Below are 15,012 nucleotides of genomic sequence, written 5' to 3'. Positions count from 1 at the left end.
GTAACCGAGCTAGCGGACGTGCGTTACCGAGACGGTCGGCATCTAGCCATACTTTTCGCCGCCAATTCCCCCTAGTCCCCCTAGCTCGGCAGAATCGCGTTCGTACCAGCGGTGATGGCAGCGGAGCCCGAGAATGCCGGATGGACGTGGGTCATGCTGATGAATCGCGAGCGCCTGGACGCTGCCTTACCGGCGTACGAAGTCGGTGAGCGGATCGGCCGGGGCGGCTACGGCGTCGTGTACGCCGCCCGCCACCGGCGGATCGGCTGGCAAGCAGCGATCAAGGTGCTGGCAGACGGAGGAACGGACGCGGAGCTCCGCGAACGCTTCCTCTCCGAGGCGACCCTCCTCGCCGAACTCGACCATCCGCACATCGTGCGGATTCACGACTACGTCGAGAACGACGGGCTGTGCCTCCTGATCATGGAGCGGGTCACCGGCCCGATGCTGCACCAGAGATCGGGGCTGACGGCGGTCGAAGCGTGCGCCGCCGGTCTGGCGATCGCCGACGCGCTGGCGTCGGTGCACCAGCGCGGGCTGCTGCACCGCGACGTCCGGCCGGAGAACGTGCTCTACACGAACGACGGAATCCTGAAGCTGGTCGGGTTCGGCACGGTTTCCGACGGCGCATCGCTCGTCAGCGCGGCGTCCGGCACGCCCGCCTACACCGCGCCGGAACGGATCCAGGGCTTCCGGATCGGCCCGGCGACCGACGTGTACTCGCTCGGCATCGTGCTCTACGAGCTGTTCAGCGGGAAGCTGCCGTTCAGCCGTGAGCTGCCGCTCTCGGCGCTGCTGCACCACCACGTCAACGTGCCGGCGCCGCGTCTGCTCACCGTCCCGCGATCGCTGTCGGCGGTGCTCGACCAGGCGTTGAGCAAGGATCCGAAGGACCGGCAGCGCTCGGCGCACGAGTTCGCGATCGACCTCGGCCGGGCTGCCGCCGAGGCGCTCGGCCCGGACTGGCTCGATCAGGTCGCGGTGCCGATCCGGGTGTCCAGCCGGGTGCGCAGCGCCGCCCGGGGGCGGCTCGAGGGCGTCACCCGGATGGGGCCGTCCGACACCGACGAGCGGTCGCTGACCGCCCGGGCGAGCGTGTCGGTTCCCGGCCAGGCGAGTCCGAACCGGGCCTTGACCGGAGCCCCTACCAGCGGTGCCCCCGTCTCCGGGGCCCCCGCCTTCGATGCTCCCGCTCTCGACGGCCCGGTCAGCGCCCCGGTCAGCGGCGCTCCCGTCTCCGGTGCCCCGACGTCGGGCTTCCCGGCCGCGGGCTTTCCGGCCTCCGGCGGTCCGGCCCCGGGCGGCCCGGTCTCCGGCGGCGGCCGCCGGAGGGCGTCCGACGAGGGCGCGGGCGCGCCACCGGCCGAGACGACCTACCCCTCGTACGACGATCCGGACGACTGGCCACCGGTGGACGACGACGGCGGTTCGCGTCGGCGCCGCTGGTACCGCCGGCCGCTCCTGGTCGGCTCGCTCGCCGCGGTCACCGTGCTGGCGATCAGCGCGGTGACGCTGGCGATCGTCGCGCCCTGGAAGTCCGGGTCCGGCTCGGAGGACGTCGCGCTCCGGACGACGACGCCCCGCGGTCTGGTGGTCGACAACGCCGGTAACCTGTACGTGAGCGACGTGACCCAGCGGCAGATCCGGAAGGTCACGCCGTCCGGGCAGATCTCCGTGGTGGCCGGCACCGGCCCCGAGGTCAGCCCGGGCTCCGGCGGCGACGGTGGCCCGGCGGTCAAGGCCCAGCTGGCCTACCCCCAGTCGCTCGCGATCGGCCCGGAGGGCAGCCTCTACATCGCCGACACCGCCGAGCGGCGGATCCGGCAGGTCACCGCCGACGGGAAGATCCGGACCGTGGTCGGCGGCGCACCGACCGCGGAGGAGAACGACGACCTGACGAACCCGCAGGCCGCGAAGCTGCCGAACTTCTTCGTCATCGCGACCAGCAGCACCGGCCAGCTCTACATCGGCGAAGGCGGCAACGGCACCCAGCGGGTCCGCCGCCTGGGCACGAAAGGCCTGACGACGGTCGCCGAAGACCCGGCCGGGGAGACCGCCGAGGGAACTCCGGACGGGACGTCCGGCCTCGGCCAGATCCGCTCGATCACGGTCGGCGGCGACGGCCGGGTCTACATCGCCGACCGCGGACACCGCACGGTGTGGGGCTTCCAGGTCGGCGGTGACATCGAGCCGGTCGCGGGTGGCGGCACGCTGGCCGACTGCCCGTCGAAGATGATCGTGCGCAACGGGCCCGACACGTTGGCGGCCGGCTCCGACGGCCAGCTCTACGTGGGCTCGTACGGGGTCTGTGAACTCGGAAACGGGGGCTCGGCCCGTGAATTGGTCAGTGGTCGTTACGTCGATGCAGTAGCGGCGGGCCGTGACGGCGTCGTCTACTTCATCTCGAGCAACACGATCTTCAAGCGGACGTCGAACGGCGAGCTGACCGAGATTCACATCCGCGCGAACTGACAGGAGCCTGCATGGCCGATCGGCGGGTGGGGCGGATCCGTGCCTTGGACGCCCAGCGCGTGAACCTCGACGGGTTCGCGGTCGAGAACATCGAGCTCGGCCTGGTCGCGCTGCGCTCGCCGCACGACCCGGAGCCCTCGCTCCGGCTGGCCGACGGCCGGGTCGTCGAGCTCGACGGCGTGGCCGAGGAAGACTTCGACACGATCGACGCGTTCATCGCCGCGCACGGCCTCGACCTGGACGTCGCCGAAGAAGCGATGGCTCTCGACGACGTCGAGATCGCCCGCCGGCTGGTCGATTTCGCGGTTCCGCGCGCGGCCGTGGTCCGGATCGTCGCCGGCTGCACTCCGGCCAAGCTCGCCCGGGTCCTGGCGCTGCTCCGGCCGGCCGAGCTGACGATGGCGATGACGAAGCTGCGCGCCCGCCGCACCCCCAGCAACCAGGGCCACGTCACGAACCGCGCCGACGACCCGCTGCTGCTCGCCGCGGACGCCGCGACCGCCGCCGCCTACGGGTTCCGCGAGCTCGAGACCACGGTGCCGGTCCTGGCCGATGCGCCCTCCAACGCGGTCGCGGTGAGCGTCGGGGCGGCGGTCGGCTCCGCCGGCGTCCTCGTGCAGTGCTCGGTCGAAGAGGCGCTGGAGCTGGAACTGGGCCTGCGCGGTTTCGTCTCCTACGCCGAGACCGTGTCGCTGTACGGCACCGAGGGCGTGTTCACCGACGGCGACGACACCCCCTGGTCGAAGGCGTTCCTGACGTCCGCGTACGCGTCCAGGGGAATCAAGATGCGGGTGTCGTCGGGCGCCGGTGCGGAAGTACTCATGGGTGGCGCCGAGCGCCGCTCGATGCTCTACCTGGAGTCGCGTTGCGTGGCCCTGGCCCGCGCGATCGGCGCGCAGGGCGTGCAGAACGGCGGCATCGACGGCGCGTCGGTGGCCGCGGCCGTCCCGAACGGCGTCCGTGAGCTGATGGCCGAGAACGTGATGGTGATGGCCCGCAACCTGGAGGCCTGCACCGGCAACGACGCGCTGATGAGCGAGTCCGACGTCCGGCGGACGTCCAGGACGCTGCCGATCCTGCTGGCCGGGTCCGACTTCGTCTGCAGCGGGTTCGGCACTATCCAGCGCTACGACAACATGTTCGGCCCCAGCAACTGGAACGCCGAAGACTTCGACGACTGGCTCGCCCTGCAGCGCGACTGGGGCGTCGACGGCGGGCTGAAGACGGCTCCGCCGGACTCGCTGGAGGCGCTGCGGCGCCGCGCCGCCGAGGCGGTGCAGGCCGTCTACCGGTGGTTCGGCCTGTCCGACCTCTCCGACGAATCGGTGGACGCCGCGGTGGACGCCGTCGGTTCGAAGGACCTGGTCGGAGACGATGCCCTTGCGGTGCTGAACGCGGCCCGGACGATCCGGGAGAGCGGCCTGTCGATGGTGGACGTGGTCGCCGCGCTGGCCGAGTCCGGGTTCGAGGACGAGGCATCGCGGATCCTGGACATGCTGAAGGCGCGGGTCGTGGGCGACTACCTGCAGACCGCGGCGATCTTCGACCAGGACATGAACGTGCTGTCGCTGGTGACCGACCCGAACGACTACGCCGGTCCGGGCACCGGCTACGAGCCGTCACCCGCACGGCAGGAGGAGATCAACGACATCCGGCAGGCGCGCTCGGTCGAGGACCTGCGGGCCGAGCAGGCGTCCTGGGCGTCGTCCGCGATCTCGGTGGTCGGACCGGCCGCGATCGGGAGCGATCCCCGCGAGGTGCTGGTCGGGGTCTCGCCCGCGACCGGGCGGGAGATCTGGCGGTCGCTCTCCGGACTGCCGGTCGTGGAGGTGCTGCGCGAGATCCTGGCCGGGATCGAGGAGGAGGGTTGCCTCGGGCGGGTCGTGCGCATCAACGACACGCTCGACCTGGGCATGATCGGGTTGTCGGCGGCCCGGCTCGCCGGCTCCGGCGTCGCGGTCGGGCTGCAGGCCAAGGGCACTGCGCTGATCCACCGGCGCGATCTGCCGCCGCTGGCCAACCTGGAGCTCTACTCGGTGGCGCCGGTGCTGGGCCGGGCCGACTACCGGCTGCTCGGTGTGAACGCGGCGCGGCACGCACGCGGCGCGGTGCCGGAGCCGGCCAAGAACCCGTACACCGACGAGGCGATCGAGGCGCGCTACCACACCGCGGTGGTCTCGCTGATCGCCGTCGAACGCGGCTGCTGCTCCCCGACCACCCCGGACGAACTGAAGGTGTCCGAATGAAGGCGTTCTCCGGGCGGGAGCTGTCCGACGTCACGCTGGACGCCGTGCGGGCCGGCGAGGTGTCGACCGACGACCTGCGAATCCACCCGGAGACGCTGGCGCACCAGGCGCAGGTCGCCGAAACGCACGGGAATCCGCAGCTCGCGGCGAACTTCCGCCGGGCCGCCGAGCTCACCGCGCTCGGCGACGACGACGTGATGCGCATCTACGAGGCTCTCCGTCCGCGGCGGAGCACGTTCGCCGAGCTGACCGAGCTCGCGTCGTGGCTGGAAGACCGGGGTGCCCAGGTGAACGCCGCGCTGGTGCGCGAGGCCGCGGCGGTGTACCAGCGGCGCGGGTTGTGCCGCTAGCGCTGGTCGCGGGCGTCGACGTCGGCAACGCCACGACCGAGGTCGTGCTCGCTTCGGTGGCGACCGGCGAGCCGGTGGCGGCCGACCGCACGATGACCCGGGGCGTCAAAGGGTCGCCGTCGTCCGTGCGGGGTGCGGCCGCGCTGGTGCGGCGACTGGTGCGCCGGACGTCCGGATCGCTGGTGCTGGTCGCGGTGGCCCCGTTGCGCCCGGTCCGGACGTCGTCGGCGACCGTGCCCGAGCCGCCACCCGACACCGGCCGGTTCGCGGTGGTCGCTGCCGGGGTGGCGTCGCCCGGTGGGGCCGGTTTCGGCGCGGGCCGTCCGGTGTGGCTCGCGGACGTACCGGTGCACGGGCCGCCGGTGGTGGCGCTGGTCCCGGTCGGGTACCGGGAGGCGGTGCCCCGGCTGCGGGAGCTGCTGCTCGCCGGTGCGCCGATCGCCGCCGTGCTGCTGGCTGCGGACGAGGCTCGGCTGATCTCGAACCGGCTGGACGCGCCGGTGCCGGTCGTGGACGGCGTGGACCTGTCCGCGGTGGCGACGGCGCCGCTGGTGGCGGTCGAGGTGGCGCCGTCCGGGCGTCCGCTGCGGCGGCTGACCGACCCGTTGTCCCTGGCCGGCACGCTGGCCGCGGCGGCCTCCGACAGCCTCGCGCTGCGCCGGGTGGCCCGCCGCCTGGCCGACGTCTCCAGCGCGGTGGTGGCGGCGTTCCCGGCCGCTGCGCCGTCGTCGTCCGCGCCTTCCAGCCTGATCTGGACGCCGTCCGGCGCGCTGCCGCCGGCCGAGGCGGCGCGGGCCCTCGCGGACGGGTCACTCGACGCCGTTTCCCGGTACTCCCTGGACGGAGGCGAGCCGGTGGACGTCGACGACCTGGCGGTCGTGGACGTGGGCGCGCTGGCGTCGTCGCTGCTGGTGCGGGCGGGCGCGGGGGAGTCGGGGTTCGTGCTGGCCGGGCTGCTGCCGTCGGGCGGGGAGGTGCCGGCGTCCGCGCTCCTGGAGGAGGCCCTCGGCGTGCCGGTGGTGGGCGTCGGCAGCGAGGCGTCGGCGGCTCACGCCGGTGCGTTGACGACGCCCGGCGCACCCGCGGATTCGCTCGTCCTGGACCTGGGCGGCGGAACCGTCGACGTCGTCGGGTGGTCCGGCGAGCGCGTGCTGGCGGGCGGCGGAGACCTGCTGACCGCGGCCGTGGCGCTGGGGCTCGGTGTGACCCGCGGGGTCGCGGAGTGGGCCAAGCGCGGTCCGGCCGTGCGGGTGGAGACACCGCAGCTGGCGGTCCAGGAAGACGGCGACAAGACGTTCCTCGCGTCGCCGCAGCCGGCCGGCACGGTGGGGTGGCTCGCGGCGCCGGGGCCGGCCGGGTTGCTGCCGATCACGGTCCGGATCGGACCGGCGGAGTGGCGGGCGTTCCGGCTCGCGCTGAAGCAGGCGGTGCTCGGTACCGCGGTGCGCCGCGGGATGGCCGGAGCAGGCACCGGCACCGTCGTGGTGGTGGGGGGACCGGCCGGCGACGACGAGGTGCTCCGGGTCGTCGACGCGGTGCTGCCCGACGGTATCGGCCTGGGACGCGGCGACGTGGCGGGCGGGCTCGGCCACCGGTACGCGGTCGCGTGGGGGCTGGCGCTGTCCGCGCTGGAGGCGCAACGCTCCTAGCAGTGGGTCTACGTGCCCGCGAGGCGTTCGACGACCGGGGCGAGGTCGTCGATGGCGGCGGCGTTGGCGGCGATGTACGAGATCCCGAGCTCGTCGCGGCGCCTGGCGAGCCGGTCGGCCATCTCGGCCCGGCTGCCGGTGAGTACGCCGATCGCACCCCGCGCGGCCAGCTCGGCCGGGGTGCCGCCGAGCCAGCGTTCGAGCTCGGGTACTGGCTTCTCGCCGACCGCGGCGAGGTTGAGCGAGAGTTCGATCTGCGCGAACCGGTCGCCGGCCAGGTCTTCGAGCGGTGCCAGCACTTCTCTGAGCGCGTTCTCGTCCGCCGACGGGGGGAGGGCCAGCGTGATCGTGTCGGCGAGCCGGGCGGCCACGGCCAGGATCTTCGGCCCGGCGCCCGCGATGAGGATCCGCGGCCCGGCGCCGGGCGTGCGGGCGGCGCCGGGCGTTCGGGCGGCGCCGGGCGTTCGGGCGGCGCCGGCCGCGCGGACGGCTTCTACGGTGGCGGCCACCCGTCGCACGCGCTCGGCGGCGGGCGGGAGCTCGGTACCGAGCTGGGCGGCGAGCCGTTCGGCGCCCGGGCGTCCGGTGCCGAGCCCGAGCTCGAACCGTCCACCGGTCAGCCGGTCCAGCGTGGTGCTCTCGGCCGCGATCGAGGCCGGCGTCCGCACCGGAGCGACCACGACGAACGTCCCGACCCGCAGCGTGGTGGTCGCCCCCGCGGCGACACCCGCCGCCGGGAACGGCGACCCCATCTCCGGCACGTCCGGCAGCAGCAGCGTGTCGTACCCGAGCGATTCGGCCCGCCGCGCCAGCCCGATCCACTCGTCCCCGCTCAGATTCGGCGCCGCCACCAGGCCGAACCGGAACCGCCGTTCGGACATCTCGTCTCCCTGGATCAGATTCGTCGTTTCCGGGTTGAGACTTCCACGCCGTTGTGGCAGGTGCGCTCGGTAACGACTATTGGCTGGACGGATGGGGTCACCGGATGATCGTTGATCGCGCACGCATCGAGGAGGCGTTACCCGGCTACGACCTGGGTGCGGAACTCGGTCGCGGCGCGTTCGGCCTGGTCGTCGCCGGGACACACCGGCGGCTCGGCCGCTCGGTCGCGATCAAGGTGCTGTCCGGCCCGGACGGCGAGGCCACTGCGGATCAGCGTTTCCTCGACGAGGCCCGGGTGCTGGCCGATTTCGACCACCCGCACATCGTCCGATTGCACGACTACGTGGAGCACCGGGGGCTCTGCCTGCTCGTGATGGAGCGCCTGAGCGGGGGGAGTCTCGGAGCCAGGGGGTTCGGCCGGGTGACGCCCGAGTACGCGTGCGGCGTCGGGCTCGCGGTCGCCGACGCGCTGTCGGCCGCGCACGGCCGCCGGGTACTGCACCGCGACATCAAGCCCGACAACCTGCTGTTCGCCGGTGACGGCACGGTGAAGGTCGCGGACGTCGGCATCGCGAAGCTCTTCGACGGCACGGCCACGGCGTCGAGTTCGTTCGTCGGGTCGCCGGTCTACATGGCCCCGGAGCAGGCGTCGCTCGGACGTCTCGGCCCCGCGACCGACCTGTACTCGCTGAGCGTGGTGCTGTACCGGCTGCTCACCGGGCGGCCGTTGTTCGCGGGGGAGCTGTCGCCGGCCGCGATGCTGCTGCACCACCAGAGCACGCCGCCTCCGCCGATGCCGGACGTGGCGCCCCGGGTGGCGGCGGTGATCCTGCGCGGGCTGTCGAAGGACGTCGACGACCGGCAGCCGACCGCGCGGGCGTTCGCACTGGATCTGGCCAGCGCGGCCGCGGGTGCTTACGGCTCCGACTGGCTTGCCCGGGCGGGGCTGCCGGTGCGGGTCGGCGACGAGCTCCGGGACGCCGCGCGGACGTCCCGGCCCGGGCGGGGCGGCAGCGGCGTCCGCCCGTTCGAGACCACGGTCGGCCGCCGCCTGCCCGACTGGCCCTGGGGCCTGCCACCCGCCCGCCTGGACGAACTGGCCCTGGGGCGTGACCACACCGAGCCACCGCCGTCCGCGGTCGAGGCCGAACCGGCGAGCGTCTCCGGCCGGCGGATCCGGAGCCGCCGTCCCGGGCCCGCGGGCCGCCGTCCCGGGCCTGAAGGCGCTGATTCACGCCCGGCCGCGCAGGGGCGTGGTGAACCCGGACGGGAGGTGGTGGCCTGGGGGGCGTCCCGGGACGGGGCGCTGGTCGTCACGGCCGCACCGGTCTGGCTGCTGGAGAGACCGGACGGCGGGTGGCTGGCCCGGCTCCTGCCGCGCGGCCGGGCGGTCGCCGGAGGCGCGGCGGTGCTGGGAGCGGCCCTCGCCGCGATCGTCGTCGGACTCGGCGTGAGCACGTTCTCCACCGGCCCCGACGTCGTCCCCGGTCCCGGCGGCGTGGTGGCGGTCGGTACCACGATCTACGTCTCCGACCCCGCGCACGACGAGGTCCGCCGCATCGATGCCCGCGGTCTCTCCGGCTCCTCGACGATCGTCGTTGCGGGCAACGGCACCGACGGCTACTCCGGCGACGGCGGCGACGCCACCAAGGCCTCGCTCAGCGACCCCGGCTCGCTCGCGGTCGACGGCGACGGCAACCTGTACATCGCCGACCAGGGCAACCGCCGGGTGCGGAGGGTCGACGCCGACGGCACGATCACCACGGTCGCCGGCGGTGGCACCCGCCCGGTCAGCGGCCGGGCCAGCAGCACGTCCGTGCTTCTCTCCGAGCCGTTCACGATCACGGTCAGCCGGACCGGCGTCCTCTGGATCGCCGAACAGCAACGCAACCGGGTCAGCCGGGTGACCAGCGGAAGCATCGAAGCGTTCGCCGGAACCGGGCAGACCGGCTTCAGCGGCGACGGCCTCTACGCGAGCTGGGCGCTCCTCAACATGCCGACCGCCGTCGCCGTCGACCCGGAGGGTGAACGGCTCTACATCGCCGATCAGGGCAACCGGCGCATCCGCGTGGTCCGGGTCGGGTCCGGCTTCATCCGGACGTTCGCCGGCGACGGGACGACCGGCCCGTTCCGCAACGACGTGCAGGCCACGATCGTCGGCATCCCGAGCGTGTTCGCGCTGGCGGCCGGCGGCGACGGCTCGGTCTATCTGGGCGGCGGCGACGCTCGTGAGGTCGACTCGCAGGGCTTCGTGCGTCCGGTCGCCCGGTTGCGCACGATCTCGATCAGCGTGACCGCCGCCCGTGACGTCTACTTCGTCTCCGACGAGCGGACGGTGTCCGGCGACCGCGTCCACCGCCTGTACCACCGCACCCCCGAAGGAGACCTGTTCCGGATGCCGTGGTGAGCGGGCTGTCGGGCTACCGGCCTGTCGGGCTGTCGGGCTGTCGGGGGTGAACGGGGTGGGCGGAACTGTCGGAGGGGGCGGGTAGAACGGGGACGTCGGATCACGTCGACCGGAGGAGAATCTCCGTGACCATCGTCCTGACGCCGCGCGGCCCGTTCTCGCTGGCCGCCAGCACCCAGTTCCTCGAGGGCTTCGGCCCGGCCCGGTACACCGGCGCCGACGACGGCGTCCTGCGGCTCGCGTTCCCGGTGGAGACCCCCGGCGTCGCGTGGCCGGCGGTGGGGCTGGCCGTGCACCAGCGTGCCGACGGCGCGGTGGTGGCCGAGTTCGACCAGGCGGTCCCCGACGACGTCCGGGCCCGCGCGTCCGCGCAGCTGGCCCGCGTTCTCTCGCTCGACGTCGACGGGACGGGCTTCCCCGGCATCGGCGCGGCCGATCCGGTCGTCGGTGCGCTCCAGACCCGGTTCGCCGGGCTGCGTCCGGTGTGCTTCTTCTCGCCGTACGAGGCCGCGTGCTGGGCCGTGCTCAGCCACCGGGTCCGCATCGCACAGGCAGCCGCGGTCAAGGCCCGGCTGGCGGCCGCGCACGGCGAGCGCCGGACGATCGCCGGGGTCGAGAGCGCGGCGTTCCCCGCTCCGGCGTCGCTGCTGGCCGTCACCGAGTTCGACGGTGTGCCCGGGCCGAAGATCGAGCGGCTGCACGCGCTGGCCCGCGCCGCCGCCGAGGGCCGGTTGACCGGCGAGCGGCTCCGGGCGCTCGACCCGGGTGAGGCACTGGCCGACCTGCGCCGGCTCCCCGGCGTCGGGCCGTTCTCGGCCGAGCTGACGCTGATCCGCGGCGCCGGCGCGCCCGACGTGTTCGCGCTGGCCGAACGGCGGCTGCACGCCACGATGGTGCAGCTGTACCGCCTCCCGGGCAGTGAGCCCGCGCGGCTGATCGAGGTGGCCCGCCGCTGGGCGCCCTACCGCAGCTGGGTCTCCGTCCTGATCCGCTCGTACCGCGAATCGCCCGGAGGCTCGTCGGCGGAAAGCTCGTCGGCCGGGAGCGTCGAGGAGCGGCCGGCCGAGCTTCCGGCGGGCGTCCTCGGGGCGCCGGCGTCCCGGGTGCGGCGGGTGCGGCCGTTCCGAAATCAGGCAGAGTCGGTGTCGCGTTGATCACTGCGACGTAGGGTGAAGAAGTGGATCAGCGACCACTTCGGGTAGCTGTTGTCGGATCAGGGCCTTCGGGGATCTACGCGGCCGAGGCGCTGACCCGCCAGACCGACGTGGACGTCGAGGTCGACGTCATCGACCGGCTCCCCACGCCGTTCGGCCTGGTCCGGTACGGCGTCGCACCCGATCACCTGAGCATCCGCGGCATCCGGGAGACGCTCTGGCGCCTGCTCCGGGAGCCCTCCGTCCGGTTCCTCGGCAACGTCGAGCTCGGCACCGACCTCACGGTCGACGAGCTGCGCCGGCATTTCGACGCGGTCGTCTACACGTTCGGCGCGTCCGCCGACCGGCGGCTCGGCATTCCCGGCGAAGACCTTCCGGGCAGCCTGCCGGCCACCGACGTCGTGGCCTGGTACTGCGGCCATCCGGACGCGGCCCGGGGCGCGGTCGAAGAGGCGCTGCTCACCGCACGTTCCGCGGTGGTCGTCGGGGTCGGCAACGTCGCCCTCGACGTCGGCCGGGTGCTGGCCCGCTGTGCTTACGGCGGCGCGCTCGACCACACCGACATGCCCGAGCACGTCCTCACCGCGCTCGGCAGCTGTCCGGTACGCCAGATCCACCTGCTCGGCCGCCGTTCCCCGGCGCACGCCGCGTTCACGACGAAGGAGCTGCGCGAACTCGGCAAGCTCGACGGCGTCGCGGTGCGGGTCGATCCGGCCGATCTGGCGCCGCACCCGGTCACCGACGCGCTCGTCGAGTCCGACCGCGTCGTCGCCCGCAACGTCGACGTGATGCGTGAATGGGCCGCCGCTCCGCGCAGTGGCGCGACCGGCGTCCACCTGCGGTTCTTCACCCGGCCGGTGGAGATCCTGGGCACCGGCCGGGTCGAGGGTGTGGTGGTCGAACGCACTGCGCTCACCCCCGACGGGTCGGTCGTGGGCACCGGCGAGCGGTCGGTGATCGAGGCGCAGCTCGTCGTGCGGTCGGTCGGGTACCGGGGGGTGCCGCTGCCGGGCCTCCCGTTCGACCAGACCGCCAACGTCGTGCCGCACGAGCGGGGGCGGGTAGCGCGCGACGGAGGCGCGGTGGCGGGGGAGTACGTCGCCGGATGGATCAAGCGGGGACCGACCGGGGTGATCGGCACCAACAAGGCCGACGCCCACGAGACCGTGGCCGCGCTGCTCGCCGACGCCACCGCCGGGGCGCTGCCACCGGCCGAGCGGCCCGACCGGGACGCGCTCACCGATCTACTGTCCGACCGGGGCGTCCGGGTGTTCACGCTGGACGACTGGCGCACGATCGACACCGCTGAGATCGCGCTCGGTGAGTCCCGGGGCCGGGCCCGCACCACGCTCGCGACCCGGGCCTCGCTGCTCGACGCGGTCCGTACCACCACCGCGGCCGAGCCCATCAACTGACGCACGCGCGGCCAGCGGAATCACCGGGGCCGCGCAGGCCAGGAAGAAGCCGGCCATCGCCAGCCAGCCCTGGGATCCCAGGCCGCCCACCAGCGCGGCCACGGCCGCCGGGGCGAACTCCTGCACTCCGCCGGTCATCGCCGCGTTCAGACCCTGGTACTCGCCCCGGCACTCCTCCCGCATGAGCCCGACCGACACCGCCCACGATCCGGACACGAACAACAGCTCGCCCGCGACGTGCAGCAACCCCGCCGCCAGCACGATCGCGACCGCCCACCCCGCGCCGACCCACGCCGCCGGTACGAACGCCACGCAGCTCACCGCGAGCACCACTCCGGCCAGCGTCGCCGCGCCCGCACCCCGCCGGATCGTCAGCACCCGCGCGCTCACCGCGCTCTGCAGCGCCGCGATCAGGATCGAGCTCACGATCACGGTCCCGGCCGCCACGACCGGCGGCGCCGACGTCGACGACACGACCCAGAGCGGGATCCCGGTCGACTGCACCGCCCAGCACGCGGTCAGCGCGGTGATCGGCGCCATCACCGCGAGGTACCGCCGGTCCCGGATCGCGGTACCGCGCAGCCCCGCCCAGCGGCTGAGCCGCCGCCGGGTGGGGGTCTCCGGCACGCCTGCCAGCAGGCCCGCGTTCACCACGAACGTCACCGCGTTCGCGACGATCGCCACCGAGTACGCCCAGCGCTGGTCGACGGCCAGTACCGCTGCGCCGGCGCCGGCCCCGATCGTGTTCCCGGCGTGCACGACCGCCCGGGAGCGAGCCAGCATCCGCATCCGGAGGTCGCCGTCGAACAACCCGGTGATCAGCGCGTTCCCGACGCCGGACCCGACCACCTGAGCCCCGTTGAACACGGCCGCGACGATCGTCAGCGCGATCAGCCCGTTCACCGCGAGGAACGCGAGGCAGGCCGCCGCGCGGACCAGGTTGATCACGAGCGCGACCCGGCGCGCGCCGAGCCGGTCGGCGATCGCACCACCGGGCAGCGAGAGCGCGATCCCGGCCACGCCCGCCACCGCCAGCGACAGCCCGAGCCGACCGGCGGGCAGGCCGATCACCCGGGTCAGGTACAGCGCCCAGATCGTGAACCAGAGCCCGCCGCCGATGCCGTTGATGCCGGTACCGAGCAGCAGCCGACCGGCCACGCGATCATGTTTCATGGAGACATGAATTGTCATTGTCGGGGAGGATCAAACCTGTGCCCGAGTTGCCGGAGGTCCTGAGCGCGATCGGCGAGCCGATCCGCTTCGAGGTGCTGCGCCTGCTCGCCACCGAGGGGGCGTCCGCCCAGGCCGCGCTGGCCGAGCGGCTCGGGCTCACCCCGTCCCGCCTCGGCAACCACTTGGCCGCGCTCCGCGCGACCGGTCTGGTCGGTACGTCCCGCGTCGGCCGTTCCACCCACTACCACCTGGAACATCCGGACGCCGTGGGCGCGCTCCTCGCGGCGGTGGACGCACTGGCCGCCCGGCCGCCCGGCGCGCAACACCCGTCGGCCTTCGCCCGGGCGCGGACCTGCTACGACCACCTGGCCGGAGACGCGGGCGTCCGGCTGCTGGACCGTCTCGTCGCCGACGGGGCTCTGATCCCCGGGCCCGAGCCGGAGTCCGTGCTCGAGACCGGCACCACCCTGGACGCCGCCCTGGCCCGGCTCGACGTGCCGTACCCGCAGTCCGGACGCCGGAAGCTCGCCGTCGGCTGCCTGGACGCGACCGCCGGTCGCCCGCACCTCGGCGGAGCGCTCGGCCGCGAGATCCTCCGCGCGTTTCTGCGCCGGGGCCTGCTGCGCCCGGGCCCGTCCCCGCGCAGTCTCGTCGAGCACCCGGACCTCGCCGGACTTCTGCGCTAGCGGATCAGCAGCGTGGTCAGGTCGTCGGCCAGCGACGGATTCATCGGCTCGCGCGTCGCGAGGACGCGGTACCAGAGCACTCCGAACACCACCTCGACCGCGAGCTCCGGCGGCGGCTGCGCGGGAAGGTCGCCGCGCTCGGCGGCGCGGTCCAGGATCCGCCGCAGCGCGCCCCGCCGCCGGGCCAGGAACGCGTCCCGGAACCGGGCCCCGAACGCGGCGTCGAGCTGGGCCTCCGCCATCAGCGACCGGAGGATCTCCGCGATCCCGGACGCTTCGGCGAGCGCGAACGTCTCGCCCAGGAATGCCCGCAGATCCGCCCGGTACGAGCCGTGATCCGTGGTCGTGATCTCCAGGTCGGCGTGGGTCGCGAGCGCCTCGAACAGCACGTCGGCCCGCGACGGCCACCACCGGTAGATCGTCTGCTTCCCGACCCCGGCCCGGGCCGCGATGCCTTCGATCGTCAGCTGGCCGTACCCGGCTTCACGCACCAGGCCGACGGTCGCGGCGAGGATCGCGACCCGGCTCTCCTCACTCCGCTTGCGTCCGGCCGTCATGGGGCTAGTCTAAAACGAGAC

10 protein-coding genes and 1 pseudogene are annotated in these 15,012 nt (G+C 73.8%); 8 read left to right on the top strand and 3 right to left on the bottom strand.

Going from position 1 to position 15,012, the window contains the following annotated elements; genetic code table 11:
• Positions 1-153: 153 nt before the first annotated feature.
• Genes ACIBZJ_RS15145 through ACIBZJ_RS15130 form a run of 4 tightly spaced genes read left to right on the top strand, consistent with a single transcriptional unit; the run spans position 154 to position 6,717 of the window.
• Positions 154-2,472 carry a protein kinase gene (locus tag ACIBZJ_RS15145; protein ID WP_395929685.1) on the top strand — a complete coding sequence of 773 codons (2,319 nt, stop codon included), beginning with the start codon at positions 154-156 and terminating at the stop codon, positions 2,470-2,472.
• Positions 2,473-2,483: 11 nt separating this feature from the next.
• Positions 2,484-4,718 (top strand): propanediol/glycerol family dehydratase large subunit, encoded by a 2,235-nt coding sequence (locus ACIBZJ_RS15140; RefSeq protein ID WP_395929683.1) that lies wholly within the window; start codon positions 2,484-2,486, stop codon positions 4,716-4,718.
• Positions 4,715-5,068: a diol dehydratase small subunit gene (locus ACIBZJ_RS15135; RefSeq protein WP_395929680.1), complete on the top strand. Its 354-nt coding sequence runs from the start codon at positions 4,715-4,717 to the stop codon at positions 5,066-5,068. Before ACIBZJ_RS15140 ends, ACIBZJ_RS15135 begins: the two co-directional genes overlap by 4 nt.
• Positions 5,059-6,717, top strand: a complete 1,659-nt coding sequence (locus ACIBZJ_RS15130) for a diol dehydratase reactivase ATPase-like domain-containing protein (protein WP_395929678.1) — start codon at positions 5,059-5,061, stop codon at positions 6,715-6,717. The genes ACIBZJ_RS15135 and ACIBZJ_RS15130 overlap by 10 nt, the downstream gene beginning before the upstream one ends.
• Before the next feature lie 8 nt (positions 6,718-6,725).
• Here ACIBZJ_RS15130 and ACIBZJ_RS15125 read toward each other — a convergent pair whose 3' ends face one another.
• Positions 6,726-7,598, bottom strand: coding sequence for an LLM class flavin-dependent oxidoreductase (locus tag ACIBZJ_RS15125; protein ID WP_395929676.1), 873 nt, complete (start codon positions 7,596-7,598; stop codon positions 6,726-6,728).
• A 104-nt stretch (positions 7,599-7,702) separates the two neighbouring features.
• Here ACIBZJ_RS15125 and ACIBZJ_RS15120 point away from each other — a divergent pair, with 104 nt between their 5' ends.
• From ACIBZJ_RS15120 to ACIBZJ_RS15110, 3 genes are all read left to right on the top strand, one after another.
• On the top strand, positions 7,703-10,006 hold the full coding sequence (locus tag ACIBZJ_RS15120; protein WP_395929674.1) for a serine/threonine-protein kinase: 2,304 nt from the start codon (positions 7,703-7,705) through the stop codon (positions 10,004-10,006).
• Between the two features lie 125 nt (positions 10,007-10,131).
• A complete protein-coding gene (locus ACIBZJ_RS15115; protein WP_395929672.1) occupies positions 10,132-11,160 on the top strand; it encodes a DNA-3-methyladenine glycosylase family protein in 1,029 nt (342 codons plus the stop codon).
• A gap of 23 nt (positions 11,161-11,183) precedes the next feature.
• Positions 11,184-12,575, top strand: coding sequence for an FAD-dependent oxidoreductase (locus ACIBZJ_RS15110; RefSeq protein WP_395929670.1), 1,392 nt, complete (start codon positions 11,184-11,186; stop codon positions 12,573-12,575).
• Between the two features lie 141 nt (positions 12,576-12,716).
• Here ACIBZJ_RS15110 and ACIBZJ_RS15105 read toward each other — a convergent pair.
• Positions 12,717-13,748: pseudogene (locus ACIBZJ_RS15105) on the bottom strand (MFS transporter); the annotation flags it as partial.
• A gap of 38 nt (positions 13,749-13,786) precedes the next feature.
• Here ACIBZJ_RS15105 and ACIBZJ_RS15100 point away from each other — a divergent pair.
• A complete protein-coding gene (locus ACIBZJ_RS15100) occupies positions 13,787-14,434 on the top strand; it encodes an ArsR/SmtB family transcription factor (RefSeq protein ID WP_395929668.1) in 648 nt (215 codons plus the stop codon).
• Here the strand turns inward: ACIBZJ_RS15100 and ACIBZJ_RS15095 are convergent.
• Positions 14,431-14,991, bottom strand: coding sequence for a TetR/AcrR family transcriptional regulator (locus tag ACIBZJ_RS15095; protein WP_395929666.1), 561 nt, complete (start codon positions 14,989-14,991; stop codon positions 14,431-14,433). The two genes, ACIBZJ_RS15100 and ACIBZJ_RS15095, sit on opposite strands and share 4 nt — an antisense overlap.
• Positions 14,992-15,012 lie beyond the last annotated feature (21 nt).

The sequence above is a fragment of the Cryptosporangium sp. NPDC051539 genome (assembly GCF_044454545.1).
Classification (GTDB): domain Bacteria; phylum Actinomycetota; class Actinomycetes; order Mycobacteriales; family Cryptosporangiaceae; genus Cryptosporangium.
The sequence above is the reverse complement of the archived record's forward strand: the minus strand, read 5'-3'. Positions and strand labels throughout refer to the sequence as shown.